16 protein-coding genes and 1 riboswitch are annotated in these 13604 nt (G+C 59.7%); of the genes, 10 read left to right on the top strand and 6 right to left on the bottom strand.

Translation table 11 applies throughout. The features are described from left to right. The first annotated feature begins 12 nt into the window (after nucleotides 1-12). From thiE to thiD, 3 genes are read left to right on the top strand one after another with little or no spacing between them, the layout of a single operon-like run. The gene (gene thiE / locus GTO89_RS09920; RefSeq protein ID WP_161261922.1) at nucleotides 13-687 is read left to right on the top strand and encodes a thiamine phosphate synthase; all 675 of its coding nucleotides are present in this window, start codon (nucleotides 13-15) and stop codon (nucleotides 685-687) included. Further along, complete coding sequence (thiL, locus tag GTO89_RS09915) at nucleotides 684-1805, top strand: thiamine-phosphate kinase (protein WP_161261921.1); 1122 nt, start codon at nucleotides 684-686, stop codon at nucleotides 1803-1805. The genes thiE and thiL overlap by 4 nt, the downstream gene beginning before the upstream one ends. Before the next feature lie 35 nt (nucleotides 1806-1840). Continuing rightward, on the top strand, nucleotides 1841-2653 hold the full coding sequence (gene thiD, locus GTO89_RS09910; RefSeq protein ID WP_161261920.1) for a bifunctional hydroxymethylpyrimidine kinase/phosphomethylpyrimidine kinase: 813 nt from the start codon (nucleotides 1841-1843) through the stop codon (nucleotides 2651-2653). 66 nt (nucleotides 2654-2719) lie between these two features. Here thiD and GTO89_RS09905 read toward each other — a convergent pair whose 3' ends face one another. From GTO89_RS09905 to GTO89_RS09885, 5 genes are all read right to left on the bottom strand, one after another. Further along, the gene (locus GTO89_RS09905; protein WP_161261919.1) at nucleotides 2720-2956 is read right to left on the bottom strand and encodes a hypothetical protein; all 237 of its coding nucleotides are present in this window, start codon (nucleotides 2954-2956) and stop codon (nucleotides 2720-2722) included. A gap of 18 nt (nucleotides 2957-2974) precedes the next feature. Beyond that, nucleotides 2975-3592, bottom strand: coding sequence for an energy-coupling factor ABC transporter ATP-binding protein (locus GTO89_RS09900; RefSeq protein ID WP_161261918.1), 618 nt, complete (start codon nucleotides 3590-3592; stop codon nucleotides 2975-2977). 88 nt (nucleotides 3593-3680) lie between these two features. Further along, nucleotides 3681-4391 carry a cobalt ECF transporter T component CbiQ gene (gene cbiQ, locus GTO89_RS09895; RefSeq protein WP_161261917.1) on the bottom strand — a complete coding sequence of 237 codons (711 nt, stop codon included), beginning with the start codon at nucleotides 4389-4391 and terminating at the stop codon, nucleotides 3681-3683. Nucleotides 4392-4455: 64 nt separating this feature from the next. Next, entirely contained in the window at nucleotides 4456-4773 is a 318-nt protein-coding gene (locus tag GTO89_RS09890; protein ID WP_161261916.1) for an energy-coupling factor ABC transporter substrate-binding protein, read from the bottom strand. After that, nucleotides 4770-5444, bottom strand: a complete 675-nt coding sequence (locus GTO89_RS09885) for an energy-coupling factor ABC transporter permease (protein WP_161261915.1) — start codon at nucleotides 5442-5444, stop codon at nucleotides 4770-4772. The genes GTO89_RS09890 and GTO89_RS09885 overlap by 4 nt, the downstream gene beginning before the upstream one ends. 239 nt (nucleotides 5445-5683) lie before the next feature. Further along, nucleotides 5684-5866, bottom strand: a riboswitch (cobalamin riboswitch). Between the two features lie 294 nt (nucleotides 5867-6160). On the opposite strand from GTO89_RS09885, the gene speD reads away from it, so the two are divergent. Beyond that, the gene (gene speD / locus GTO89_RS09880; RefSeq protein ID WP_161261914.1) at nucleotides 6161-6532 is read left to right on the top strand and encodes an adenosylmethionine decarboxylase; all 372 of its coding nucleotides are present in this window, start codon (nucleotides 6161-6163) and stop codon (nucleotides 6530-6532) included. Between the two features lie 155 nt (nucleotides 6533-6687). Here the strand turns inward: speD and GTO89_RS09875 are convergent, their stop codons facing one another. Next, nucleotides 6688-7914: an HD-GYP domain-containing protein gene (locus GTO89_RS09875; protein ID WP_161261913.1), complete on the bottom strand. Its 1227-nt coding sequence runs from the start codon at nucleotides 7912-7914 to the stop codon at nucleotides 6688-6690. A 120-nt stretch (nucleotides 7915-8034) separates the two neighbouring features. Between GTO89_RS09875 and GTO89_RS09870 the strand changes: the two genes are divergently transcribed. The 6 genes from GTO89_RS09870 to GTO89_RS09845 all read left to right on the top strand — a co-directional run bounded on the left by GTO89_RS09870 (nucleotide 8035) and on the right by GTO89_RS09845 (nucleotide 13554). After that, nucleotides 8035-8211: a hypothetical protein gene (locus tag GTO89_RS09870; RefSeq protein WP_161261912.1), complete on the top strand. Its 177-nt coding sequence runs from the start codon at nucleotides 8035-8037 to the stop codon at nucleotides 8209-8211. A 180-nt stretch (nucleotides 8212-8391) separates the two neighbouring features. Beyond that, entirely contained in the window at nucleotides 8392-10062 is a 1671-nt protein-coding gene (glgP, locus tag GTO89_RS09865) for an alpha-glucan family phosphorylase (protein WP_161261911.1), read from the top strand. Nucleotides 10063-10188: 126 nt separating this feature from the next. Continuing rightward, on the top strand, nucleotides 10189-10377 hold the full coding sequence (locus GTO89_RS09860; RefSeq protein WP_161261910.1) for a YjfB family protein: 189 nt from the start codon (nucleotides 10189-10191) through the stop codon (nucleotides 10375-10377). 329 nt (nucleotides 10378-10706) lie between these two features. Further along, nucleotides 10707-11723 carry an RluA family pseudouridine synthase gene (locus GTO89_RS09855; protein WP_161261909.1) on the top strand — a complete coding sequence of 339 codons (1017 nt, stop codon included), beginning with the start codon at nucleotides 10707-10709 and terminating at the stop codon, nucleotides 11721-11723. A gap of 101 nt (nucleotides 11724-11824) precedes the next feature. Then, nucleotides 11825-12541 carry a tRNA (guanosine(46)-N7)-methyltransferase TrmB gene (trmB, locus tag GTO89_RS09850; RefSeq protein ID WP_161261908.1) on the top strand — a complete coding sequence of 239 codons (717 nt, stop codon included), beginning with the start codon at nucleotides 11825-11827 and terminating at the stop codon, nucleotides 12539-12541. A 350-nt stretch (nucleotides 12542-12891) separates the two neighbouring features. Next, nucleotides 12892-13554, top strand: coding sequence for a TMEM165/GDT1 family protein (locus GTO89_RS09845; RefSeq protein WP_161261907.1), 663 nt, complete (start codon nucleotides 12892-12894; stop codon nucleotides 13552-13554). Nucleotides 13555-13604: the final 50 nt, after the last annotated feature.

The following is a 13604-nucleotide window of genomic DNA, read 5'->3' as shown; positions in this document are numbered from 1 at the left end:
AGGGACGAGCCCGTGCCGGAACAAGCCGGAGGGTCGGTTTTTCATAGGGATGTCCCGTGGATTTATCTGGTGACAGACCGGCGCGCCTGTGGCGGCCGGTCCTTTTTCCATACGGTCGAGGCGGCGCTGCGTGGCGGGGTGAACATCGTTCAGTACCGGGAAAAGGCGGCCGGAACGGGGCAAATGGTCGAAGAGGCGCAGGCGATCCATGATCTGTGCCGCCGTTACGGCGCTCTTTTCGTCGTCAATGATCGGATCGATGTGGCGATGGCGGTCAACGCCCCGGCGGTCCACCTCGGGCAGGAGGACATGCCCTTGGCGATGGCCCGGCGAATCCTCGGGGCTGATGTCTGCATCGGCATTTCAGCGTCATCGGTGGAAGAAGCCATCGCCGCCGAACAGGCCGGAGCGGACTACGTCGGCGCCAGCGCCGTGTTTACGACGCCGACGAAAGCAGAGGCGCCGGGGATCGGCCTGGAGGGATTGGCTGCGATTTGCCGGGCAATCTCCATCCCTGTTGTCGGCATTGGCGGCCTTCATGCTGGCAACGCCGCTGCGGTGGTGGCGGCAGGCGGTCGCGGTGTGGCTGTTGTTTCGGCGATCATGAGCGCCGGCGATCCGGAACAGGCGGCACGAGGGATTGCCGCGGAAGTGGCCCGGACGGGGAGCACGGAGGCGAGCCAGTGAACAGGCAAAAAGAGGGCACCCCTCTGGCGTCGGTTGGCGAGTTTGGCTTGATCGAACGGTTGGCCCGGGCCTGGCAGTCTGCCGCTGCCGGTTCGCCGGATGACAGCCGGGGCGGGGGGCTTGGGTGTCTCACGTCGGCAATAGCATCCCCCCGATTGCGCTGGGGGATCGGCGACGACGCGGCCGTGATCGACGGGCTCGCGGGGAAGTCCCTTTTGGTCACGACAGACATGCTTGTCGAGGGCGTCCACTTCCTCTGGTCGCCGGAGCGGCGGCGTCTGCTCGGCCGTAAGGCCCTGACCGTCAACATCAGCGATATCGCCGCCATGGGGGGGATTCCGGCGTGGGCCTTTCTCTCCATCGGCGTTCCCGCCGGCGCGGCTGTGGAGGACGTGGAAGAGGTCTACGCCGGCATGGGAGAGGTGGCTGCTCGTTACGGCGTCGTCTTGGCTGGTGGCGATACGGTTCGCTCCGACAAGTGGGTGCTCAACGTCACCCTGCTCGGATTGGCGGTTAAAGGGCCCATCGGTCGAGGGGGAGGAGCGCCGGGGGACTTGATACTCGTGACCGGTTCTGTCGGCGACTCGGCGGCGGGGCTGCATCTGCTGCTTTCTGCGGGAAGGGAGAAAGCGGGAACCGGTATGGCGGCGGTCAGTGAAGCCGACCGGAAGCTCCTGCTGTCGAGGCACCTTGATCCGACGCCTCGGGTGGCAGAAGCGATGGCCCTCGTCGAGCATGGCGGGGTGACGGCGATGATGGATGTGAGCGACGGCGTGAGCAGCGAGGTCCACCACCTTTGCCGGAACTCGGTCTGTGGCGCGCGAATCGATGTGGCGGCGTTGCCGATCCACCCGGCGACGCGGCGACTGGCCGAAGCGACCGGGCAAGACCTGTTGGCATGGGCGCTCACCGGCGGCGAGGATTACGAGTTGATCTTTACTGCGCCGCCGGAGCAGGTTCCCGGACTGATCGCGCAAGTGCGCCAAGACGCGGGAACCGATGTGACGGTGATCGGTCGACTGACCGAACAGGCCGAGGGGATCATGGCCGTCTATCCTCCCGAAACGGACAGGAACGTCGTTCCGTTGGCGGCGAAAGGGTACAATCATTTTCGATAGCCTGTATACCGGGCTAGTGAACAGGAGCGAGCATCATGTTGCCCAAGGTGTTGACGATCGCCGGCTCCGATCCGAGCGGTGGCGCCGGTATTCAGGCGGATCTCAAGGTCTTGGCGCAGTTTGGCGTCTACGGCGGCGCTGCCGTCACGGCGCTGACGCGCCAGACGAGCGCCGGCGTGCTGGGTCTTTTCCCGTTGCCTGCCCAATGGGTGCTCGAACAGATCCGCGATGTCCTGTGGGATCTCCGACCGGCCGTGGTCAAGACAGGCATGCTGCAGCAGCCCGCCGTGATCAGCGGGCTCGGGCGCCTGTGGGGCGACTATGTCCGGGAAGGCGCCGCGCCCGCCCTGGTCGTCGATCCGGTTCTCAGTTCCGGCACCGGTGTCAATCTGTTGGTCGGTGGCGGGCTGGAGGCTTTCCGGGACGATCTGCTGCCCATCACCACCGTGCTGACCCCGAACGTGCCGGAAGCGGAGGCACTTTCGGGCATGCCCATTCGCGGCATAGAGGACATGGCGGCGGCGGCGGAAGGGCTGCTTCAGTATGGGCCGACATGGGTGTTGCTTAAGGGCGGTCACCTGCCTGAACTGGCGGATGACCGGATCGTCGATCTGTTGATCAGCCGGGAGGAGCGACACTGGATCTGGGGAAAACGGACGCCGGGCGCCGATCTGCATGGCACCGGCTGCACCCTGGCATCGGCGCTGGCTGCCGGCCTCGCCCACGGTTTTTCTGTGCCGGAAGCGGCTACGAAGGCCGTCGAATGGCTGCGCCAACGGATCGGCGCTCCCCTTTTCGTCGGGCAAGGCCGGGGCGTCGTGTGCCAAAAGAACGCGCAAAGAGACTAAAAAAGCATGACCCGGAACAATGGGAGATCCCTTGTTCCGGGTCATTTTCGTGACAGGTTGTCCGGGCTATTTTGGACAGTCGCGTGTTTGCCAGGCCTGTTCGAGCGACCGGAGCAGGCTGTCTCGATCCAGCGGCACGCCTATCCCGGAGGAATCATTCGAAACGGGGAGTATCCCGCGATCGATCAAGGCCTGATGCATCTCCATGGGCCAAGGCAGTTCCAGACCGGCTTGGGTCAACAGATCGCGTCGGGCGAAGAGTTCCCGGGGCGCTCCCTGGAAGAGCCGCTGCCCCTGATCCAACAGGACCACCTCGTCAGACTAGCGGGCCACAATGTCCATTTGGTGCAGGGACATGACGATGGTCGTGCCTTCCTGGTTCAAACGCTCCAGCAGGTCCAGGATGCTTTTCGCTCCGGCGGGATCGAGCCAGGCCAACGGTTCGTCGAGGATGATGACGCGGGGGCGCATGGCCGCCACGCCGGCGATACAGACCCGTTTTTTCTGGCCGTAGCTGAGGGCGTGAACGGGCCGGTGGCGCAGTTCGGTGATACCGGTGGCCGCCATGGCCTCATCGACGCGACGGCGCACTTCTGCTTCGGGAAGTCCCATATTGAGGGGGCCGAAGGAGATGTCCTGTTCGACGGAAGCGGAGAAGAGCTGGGCGTCGGGATCCTGGAAGACGAGGCCGACTTGGCTGCGCAATTCGCGTAAGCCTGGGCGGGAGTAGTCGATGGGCCGGCCCTGGAAACGGACGACGCCACGGCGCGGTTTCAAGGCCCCGTTGAGATGGAGAAAGAGGGTCGATTTTCCGGCGCCGTTGGCGCCGACGATGGCGATCTTGCGTCCCGCCGTGAGGGAAAGGTCAATACCCCGAAGGCCGCTGTTGCCGTCGGGGTAGCTGTATTCCACGTGTTCCGTTTCCAACAGGGCTGTCACGATGTAAACCATCCTCTTTTTTAGGGAGTTCTGATTTCGTACGGGGCATTCCACCGATAGGGAGCGGATAAGGTCTGCCTTGAACAGGCTAGCGTAAAAAAGAGTTCTCCCTGGTCCGCGGCAACACGCGCAGTTCCTCTTCATACCCCCGGGCTGACAGGGCGATGTAGAGCTCCCGGGAGCGGATAAGGGAACGGACGAAAAGGTTTGCGGCCAAGATGCCGAGGGAGCGAAGGCTGTTGGCTTGGGTGGCGTAGCCGAGACGCGATTCCTGGGCCAGCAGGATGGCTTGCGTCGTCTCCATGAGCACGAAAATAAAGCGATAGATGAGCAGCATCAGTTCTGTCACGATCTTGGGCGCCCGCAGGCGCGACACCAGTTCAATCACATCGACCATGGGCGTGGTGAGCACGAGAAAATAGAGGCTGGCGGTGGCGCCGAGGGAACGAAAGAAGAGGATGCCGGCCTGTTGCAGACCAGCAGCTGATATGCCAGGGGAGTAGGGGCCGATGGTCACCTGCGCCACGGGGTCAAGGGGGGAAGGCGACAGGGCCACGGTAACGCAGCCGGTGAGCAGGAAGAGGCCGGGCACCGACATCAGTCTGAGGAAGACGGACAGGGGGATGCGGGCGCCGAAGACGATCAGCGCGCCAGAGAGAAGCGTGATCGAGCCGGACAGCCAGGGGGTGGGCGAGAGCAGGCTAGCCAGCAGCCCCAGGAGCGCGGCGATTCCTTTCCAGGTCGGCGATTTGTCCCGCAGCCGGTTGGCCCAGGCCCACTGATCGATCGTGAAGAGCATACGTTTGACCCCGTTTTATCATCTTTCTACATCGTTTGTCAGCGCGTCGTTAGATCGCCGGCAACTAGGCATCGCCAAGAGGTTTGCGGCCCACGTTGCTGTTCATGCTGACCCGCTCACTGTTGCGGCGGCGGGAGAAGTAGTAGGCGATGAAGCTGGCGCCTGCGGCGGCCTGGAGACCGAAGAGCAGCGGTTCCGCCTCTTCGCCAGGCTCCCAGATGGATTCGAACCAGGGTTTGTAATCGGGGGCGATAGATTGAACCATTTCACCGGCCTGGTCATCGGCGCCGGAGAAACCGCCGGTGAAGTGCATGATCAGGGGAACGCCTGTCAGAAACAGGAGCGCTGTCGTCAAGACAAGTTTGTTCCGGAGCCCGTTCATGCTTTCACCTCTTTCGAGAAGATGTTCAGCGCCGACAGTTCGGCGGCGGAGTATTTCGAGAGGGCGTTAAAGATGACGACCGTCAGCAGCCCTTCGGCGAGCGCCAGAGGGATCTGGGTGACCAGGAAGACGGAGCCGAATTTGACGATGGAACCAACAACGCCGGTGGCGGTGTCCGGGAAAGCTAGGGCGAGTTGCACCGTCGTCGTCACATAGGTGGCCAGGTCGCCGATGGCCGCGGCGGCAAAGATGGAGATATTAGAGGAAAGGTTCATCCGCTGCCCTAAGCGGTAGACGCCGTAGGCGGCGAAAGGTCCCACGATGCCCATGGAAAACACGTTGGCGCCGAGGGTGGTGATCCCGCCGTGGGCGAGCAGGAGAGCCTGAAAGAGCAACACGATGGCGCCGAGGACAGTCATGACGGTGGGTCCGAAGAGGACGGCGCCCAGACCGGTTCCCGTCGGGTGGGAAGAGCTGCCGGTGACAGAGGGCAACTTCAGCGCCGACAAGACAAAAGAGAAGGCCCCGGCGACGCCGAGGAGCATTTTTGCTTCCGGATTGGTTCGAACGGTCTTTTGGATGGCGCGCAGGCCATGGACGACAAAGGGGGCCGAGGCGGCTGTCCAGGCGGCGGCGTGGCTCAGGGGCAGGTAGCCCTCCATGATATGCATTCGCAGACACTCCTTTTTGCGTAGGGGTCTTTTTACGTTTCCTATCTAAGTAAGGCCAGACTTTTTTCAGGCCTTGTTTTTTCAACCTGGCGGACGGGAGTTGTGATAAAAACCACAATCCTATGCTTGCGAAGTCCTTCGTGTCTAGTCATCGCCGGAATCGCGATGAACGAGTATCTGCGCGGGTGGGGATGTCCCCATGGGCAACAAAATAAAGCCCTCCCTTCCTCCCGAAGTGGGTCTTTTGTTTGCTGCGGGCAGGTCTCCTGGCTCGGGCGTCATCCGTACCCGCCTCCTTCCCAGACTGACGTCCAGTGGATGATGTGGCGGGTCGTCTTCCCTTACAGTAGCGGGGGCTGCTGAGGCATCGCACCTCATTCCCTTTTCAGCCGCTTGGCGGCGCCTGCAACAAGGTCAACCTGTGTTCGATTTTTCAGATAGCTATGGAAGGCACTATCTATATGCAATCCTATCACGTCAGGGCTTACGGGGCAAGGGTGTTGCCGGTTTTAGACAATAAAATCCTTCTGAAAAAAAGTATTGATCTGCCCTGCCGTCTATGCTATAAGTATACTCATTGTGGGAACCAGGATTCATCCAAATCGGGTTTGGATTGCAGCATCAGACCGACGCCCTTGTTCGGGCGGGTCTAGACCCACCCCCGGATGAATCACGTAGGTCCCGGCATCCAATTTGCTGGGAAGGGGGCCGAAATGATGGATTACTCCACTTTCGGACGACATGTCGCCATTGACACCTGGGGCGTTGATTTTGAAAAATTGAACGACGCCCGGTTCCTGGAGGAACAGATGATTGAAGCCGCCAAGGCGGCTGGGGCGACGGTTTTGTCGTCGCAGAAACAACAGTTTGATCCGCAAGGCGCGACGGTCCTGGTCCTTTTGTCTGAGAGCCACATCTCCATTCACACCTATCCCGAAAAGGGGTTTGCCGCCCTTGACTGCTACACCTGCGGGGAGACGGTGGATCCGGAAGTGGCGATCAACCACATGATCAAGGTGTTGGTTCCCAAGAAGACGTCGGTAAAGCTGCTCAAACGCGGCGACGGACCCATTGAGGTCCTGAGATAACGGCGCATCAAAAAAAGCCTGGTTTCCACCAGGCTTTTTCTAATGTCCTTCCGATGATCTGGAAATAACAACCTTTTTCAAATGATAAATCGCGGAGGATGTATCCTGTGAGCGCGCTGAAGAGGTGTTTCGGGCGATGCACAGGCTACCTGACCCTACCCGATCGAGTGCTTTAACTCTTCAAATGCTTCATACTGCTGGCAGAGCAAGTCAGCCAGATCGCCGTCGATGGCGTTTTCTTTAACCATCTGTCTCAGGATGGACTCGACTTTTTCACGACGAAGTCCCTCCCGGTACGGGCGGTCTTCCACGAGCGCCGAGAAGATATCGGCGACGGCCACGATCCGGCTGCCGGTGCTGAGCTGGTCGCCGGGGATGTGAAAGGGGTAGCCCCGGCCGTCGAGGCGTTCATGGTGGTAGGCGCCCCACTGGGCGATCTCAGAAAAGCCGGGAACCTGGTTCAGGATGTGATAGCTGTAATAGGTGTGTTGTTTGATGACCAGGTACTCCTCCGGCGTCAGTTGGGTCGGCTTTTCGAGGATTTCCTCGGGGATGCTCAGTTTGCCGATATCGTGGAGGAGAGCGGCCACCTCCATGCGGGCCGCATCGGCCGAGGAAAATCCGGCCAGTTCACTCAGGTGTGTGGCTGAGGCCGATACGAGGCGGGAGTGGCGCAGGGTGAAGCGGCTCTTGCTGTCGATGATGCGGGCGAAGATGGAGGCAAGTCCTTTCAACTCGCAATAGGGGAGTTGGATGATGTGCTCGTCGGCGCCTACGGCCTGCCGGGTCAGTTCATCGATGAAGGGGGAGTCCAGGTCGAGCCAGAAGCTTTCCCGTCCGGCCAATGCGGTGATCGCGTCGGCGAGTTCGGGACGAAAGACGCTTCCGAACAGGGGGCCGATGGCGTCCATGATGACGCGCCGCTGGGAGAGGATATGGGCCGGCGTCAGCAGGATTTCGATGCGATCAGCCAGGTGGATCAGGTCGCCGAGCAGCAGAAGTTCGGGATCGACCGTTGAATCGTCCCGGCCAGGCTCATCCCACCGGTCATGGTGGTGTTCAATGATGATGGCGATGTCTTGTAATTGGGGCGAACTCGCCAGCATCCGCTTTCCGATCTGGCAATGGCTTTTGGGCGAATGGATCTCAAAGCGGGTGAGGTCGCTCTTTTGAGCGAAGGTGACGGCGCCGATATCGTGAATGCTGGCGGCACAGTAGAGGGTTTTCAGTAGTTTGACCGGAAGCGCCATCGCCCGTCCCAGTGTGACTGCTATGTAAGCGACCCGGCGGTGGTGGCGCGAGAGGCCGTTGGTGGTGAAATCCAGGGCCATGGAAAGGGCGCCGAGCAGCCGGGAAAGATCGACGGGGGTATAGGATGCCATCCGGATGCCTCCAATTGTTTACCGATTTTTTATGGGATCTTCATGAATCTCTTATTTATCTTACCATAAGATAAAGTCGTATTGCCCCTTATTTTTCGTGACGGCAAAGGAGGTGATATTGTGATCAAACGGTTTACGGCGGAATGCACCGAATGTGGCACTGTGCGCAACGTGATCGTTCCCGCCCATGTTCAGGCGGAACTGTCTGTCGATATGCTCGGCGAAGTGGAACGAACCCGCACCTGTCCCTACTGCGAACATGACGGCGTTCGCGAACTGCAGGATAATGTGGCCTAATCCACAGAGGTGATCCCATCGTCACACAGGAAAACCCATAGAGACAACAAACGGGGTCGGCAGCATGGTCGGCTCTCTTTTTTTAACATATTGAAAAACCATCCAGAAAAATCTAGCCACTGGACGCCCGTTCCGTTATCATAGAATTGTGGGCTAATGCGCGAGAAGAGGTGAATGGAATTGAACGTCTTCTATTCCGCCGGTACGGAACTCCCTCATGTCGCCTATTTTTGCATGGAATACGGACTGAACGCTTCCATACCGATCTATTCGGGCGGTCTGGGCATTCTGGCAGGCGATTACATCAAGGCGGCCCGCGAACTGGGACGTCCGATGGTGGCCGTCGGTATCCTCTGGCGCCAGGGGTATACGGAGCAACACATCGACGGCAACGGCCAGCCCTATGATGTGTATCGCGACTACGAGTTTCCTGAACTGAAGGATACGGGTGTGACCGTATCGGTGCGGATCTGGGAACATGATGTGGTCTGCAAGGTCTGGCTGTTGGACAATCAAGGGAATGTGCCCCTCTACCTGCTGGACGCCGGTTTTCCCGGCAGCCCCCACGGTTGGATGACCCAGCGCCTCTACGGCGGGGGGCGGCAGGAGCGCATCGCCGCCGAGATGATCCTCGGCATCGGCGGGGTCCGGGCCTTACGCGCCCTCGGTCTGCTGATCGATGTGTATCACTTTAATGAAGGCCATGCCGTTTTCGCCGGTCTGGAACTGATCCGGGAGAAGATGAATCAGGGTCAATCCTTTGAGCGCGCCTGGCACACGACGCGCCAGGAGATCGTCTTTACCACTCATACGCCTGTGGCTGCTGGCAATGAGGTTCACGACCACGATACGCTCGGGCGAATGGGCGCTTACAACGGTCTCAACTACAACCAGATGCGCGACCTTGGCGGCGACCCCTTCAGCATGACGGTGGCCGGGCTGCGCCTCTCCTATATGGCCAACGGCGTATCGAAGCTGCATGGCCGGACGGTCCACCGCATGTGGGGCCACCTGGAGTCGATTCCGTTGATCTTCTCCATCACCAACGGCGTGCATCCGGGCACTTGGCAGGATCCGCGGATCAAACAGGCCTTTGAGACGCGGGGCGACCTGTGGTCGATTCACATGGATAACAAGCGCAAGTTGATCGAATATGTCAAGGATAAGGGTTTGGGCAACCTGCGGGAGGATACCCTCCTGATCGGTTTTGCCCGCCGCGCCGCTTCCTACAAGCGGGGCGATCTGATCTTCAGCAATCCGGAGATCATCGATCCCTATCTGGCGACAGGCAAGATCCAGATCATCTTCTCGGCCAAGGCGCACCCGGCCGATATGATGGGCAAGGAGATCATCGCCCGCCTGGTGGAATTCCAGAAGCGCTACCCTGACAACGTGGTCTTCATCGACAACTACAACATGGACATTGCCACTTTGTTGGTGCGAGGTTGCGATATCTGGTTGAACAACCCGCGCCGGCCTCAGGAGGCCTCGGGGACATCGGGGATGAAGGCGGCCATGAACGGCGTGTTAAACCTGAGCGTCGAAGACGGATGGGTCGGTGAAGGGGTGCAGCATGGCATCAACGGCTGGCTCCTCGACTTCCATCCCGGTGAGAACCTGTCCCAGCAGGAGCAGGATGAGTGGGATATGAACTCCCTCTACCGGGTGTTGCTGCAGGAAGTGCTGCCCATGTACAACAACAACCGCAAGCACTGGGTGGAGATGATGATGCTCAGCATCGACATGTCGCGCTGGCAGTTCTCATCCCACCGCATGTGCCGCGAATACTATGACCTCATGTACACGCCGGTGACGACAAACAAGCGGCAGATGCTGAACCAGTCGGTGTGATCCCTTTTTGAATCCGACCTTGGTCTCATGCGTTTTCAAGGACAAACTGGCATACTGGGATGGAACAGATTGCTCGATGCAGACATCGCTTGAAGCGTTACCGAAAATGCCCCGGAGGTGAACGGTATGAACATATCTCAACTGACTTCGCCTGCGCCTTCGCTGGTCAATGCGGCATCGAACGGGGACATTGTCAACATGCTGGTCCTAAAGAAAGCGATGGATGTGGCCCAGCAACAGGGTTCCGCTCAAACGCGGATGATGGAGCAGAGCGTCAACCCCCATCTCGGCCAACGGATCGACGTGAGGGCCTAAGCCTCGTTGTGTCCGCCATTCCTCTCACCAATTCCTCTCACCGTTTTCTTTCGAGCGCCCTTTGTCCCAGTGTGGACGAAGGGCGCTTTTTCACGCTCTCCTTGTCTTTCCCGGTCTGCCCGCGACGGAGTTTCCCTGCCGGTGAGATTATGATACACTTTTTGAGAATCAGCTGGCGTCGGCGTCGTTGACGCAACCTAACCGCTCTCATCAAAAGAGCAAGAAGATGCAAGCGTAAAATGAGCTCGATTGGGCCAAATAGGAAGAGTCATCACAAAGAGTCATCGTAGGGACACAAGTAGTCCCTGCTTTTGGAAAGGATCGTGGCTGTGTCAAAGGAATGGTTGGCTCATCGCATCAAGGCGGAAGAAGAGGGGCGGCGGATTGGCAGCGTCTTGCAATTCTGCCTCGGTTTTTCCCGCCGGCGCCTGCAGGTCCTTACCCGCACCGACGGGTTTCGCCTCAATGGAAAGCGGGCCCATCTCGACCGGCGGGTCAAGGAGGGCGATCTGCTCGAGGTCTGTGTTCACCAGGAGGAGGAGGGCAACCTCGCGCCGGTTGCCATGGACCTGAAGGTGCTCTACGAAGACGCCGATCTGCTCATTCTGGATAAACCGCCGGGGATCGAGGTGCACCCGCCGGAACAACGGGCTCGCTTCCGGCCGACCCTCGCCCACGGTGTGGCCCATTACTTCGCCGAAAAGGGAATCAAGGCGAGGGTCCGGCCACTGCACCGGCTGGATAAGGATACGACGGGCATCTGCGTCTTTGCCAAAAACGCCTACGCCCACCAGACGCTGGACCGGCAACTCCGCGACGGCACGTTGCAGCGGGGCTACCTGGCCCTTTTGCGCGGGTTGCCGGCTGATCCCGTGGGAATCATTGACGAGCCGATCGGCCGAGACCCGGAACACCATATGCGGCGGATGGTTCGCGATGATGGGGAAAGGGCAATCACCCGTTACCGTGTGGTCGAGGTTTTTGAGCCGCCTTGTCGGGAGACGGAAGGGAGAGCCGGTGGGACAGCCGAGTTGGAGCCGTCTTTGGAGCCGCCTTTGGCGCTGGCGGAGGTCGTCTTGGAGACTGGGCGGACCCACCAGATCCGGGTGCACTTCAGCCACCGGGGCACGCCGCTGCTGGGAGACCGGCTGTATGGCGGAGATTCCCCCCGCATCGGGCGCCAGGCCCTGCACTCGGCCTGGGTGACCCTGCGGCAGCCCCGCAGCGGCGAGGCGGTGAAGGTCACCTCCGATCTCCCGGAAGACATGGCCTGCCTGATTGTTGGAAACGAGGAATCCCATGGCGGAAACAACGGAACAATCGCCAAAGCGCCTGAGACCGAGTAAGGCCGGAAAAGCTGAATCGAGGCAAGTTAAGTCGAAGCATAAACGAGATAAAAATAGTATGAGCCAAACAGATACTGTTGGCGAAAAGTGACGAGGTTGTTATGCGGTTACGACGAATCCCGGGCACACGGGAGAAGATTTTGGAGTACACCCCCTGGCTGGTGACGGAACCGACGGCGTGGCAGGGCCGGTGGCAGAGCTATATCGCCGGTCGGCTCGGTTGTGAATCGCCGTCGCCGGTGGAGATCCATCTGGAACTCGGGACGGGCAGGGGACGGTTTATCAATGAGATGGCTCGCGAGTGTCCCGACCGTTTCTGGATCGGCGCAGAACTGCGCGAGGAGGTCCTCCTCGACGCGCTGGAACTGGCCAAAACGTGGGAAGCGCCCAATCTGGCTTTTTTGTGGATCAATGTGGAGCAGACCGTCGATATCTTTGGCGATGGGGAAGTGGACGGCCTTTACCTCAATTTCTCCGATCCCTGGCCGAAGGAGCGCCATGCCAAGCGGCGCTTGACCCACCAGCGCTTCCTGGATCGGTACCGGCGCTACCTGAAAACGGGCGGACTGATCCGCTTCAAAACGGACAATGAAGAACTGTTTCGCTTTTCCCTGGAGGAGATGGCGGCGAAGGGGTTTGCCCTCGAACAGGTCACTTTCGACCTGCACAAGGATCCGGCGCTGGCGTCGATGGAGTTATCGGCGCGAGTGATGACAGAGTATGAGTGTCGCTTCAGCCGCCAGGGGATGCCGATCTATCGCTGTGAGGCCCGGTTGCTGCCTGAGCCGGTCAGGGTAATGCCAGGCTCGGATGAGTGACGTCGCTGCTGAGGCACAGGAGGCAGGAGAAGAGGGAGCTCAGGATTGACAGGCACAGGATTATGGATTACCATATAGCTGCCTGAGGGGAGTAGTTTCACGGGCAAGGTCAACAAACTGGCGTCAGCGCCTGGCCTTGCCGGCCCGGACAAGCCTACCGGCTTGACGATTGCGGCTTAACGAGACCTTGGACACGTTTTTTTGACGTGTCCAAGGTCTTTCTGTTTTGTTCCGGCCGTTCTTTTGTGTGGGCGCTCGCTTCAGGGGGAAGGCGATTCTGACCGAGGCATCACCGAGGTATGTTCAAGGAAATGGTGAGGCATCATCGAATTATTGAGGGAGGAAACATCGTGGAAGCATTTTGGGCATCGGCGATCTTGGTGGTATTGGCGGAGATGGGGGACAAAACACAACTGCTCGGCATGGCCTTTGCCACTCGCTACAAGGCGACGACGGTGATGGCCGGCGTCCTCGTCGCCACACTGCTCAATCATTTCCTGGCGGTGGCGCTGGGCGATTATCTGACCGCCTTCGTGCCCATGGAGACCATTCAACTGGCGGCGGCCATCTCTTTTGTCTTTTTTGGCCTGTGGACGGTTCGCGGCGATGAATTGGAAGGGGAGGACAAGAAGGTTTACTTCGGCCCCTTTATGACGGTCATGATCGCCTTTTTTATGGCCGAGATGGGGGACAAGACCCAGTTGGCCAGCGTCGCTCTGGCGGCGAAATACCACAATCTCATCCCGGTCTGGATGGGCACGACCACGGGGATGATGATCTCCAACGGGATCGGGATTCTCATCGGGGTGGTGCTGGGCAAGAAGATCCCCGAGCAGGTCGTCAAATACGCCTCGGCGGCGATCTTCATCTTTTTCGGCTATGCCGGCATCATCGCCACCGTACAGGATCGGATGATGCTCTACGGTGTGTTGGCAGGAGTTACGGCGATCACGGCGATTGCCTTGTATGTGCTGACTCGGGGGGGAAGGAACCGTCCATCCTCCTCTGTCTAAATCGATGGATACGGAATGAGACGATTGGATGCGTTTTGAGGTGACGGAAA

It is taken from the genome of Heliomicrobium gestii (assembly GCF_009877435.1).
GTDB classification, from domain to species: domain Bacteria; phylum Bacillota; class Desulfitobacteriia; order Heliobacteriales; family Heliobacteriaceae; genus Heliomicrobium; species Heliomicrobium gestii.
Note: the sequence above shows the minus strand (reverse complement) of the source record. Positions and strands in the feature narration are given on the sequence as shown.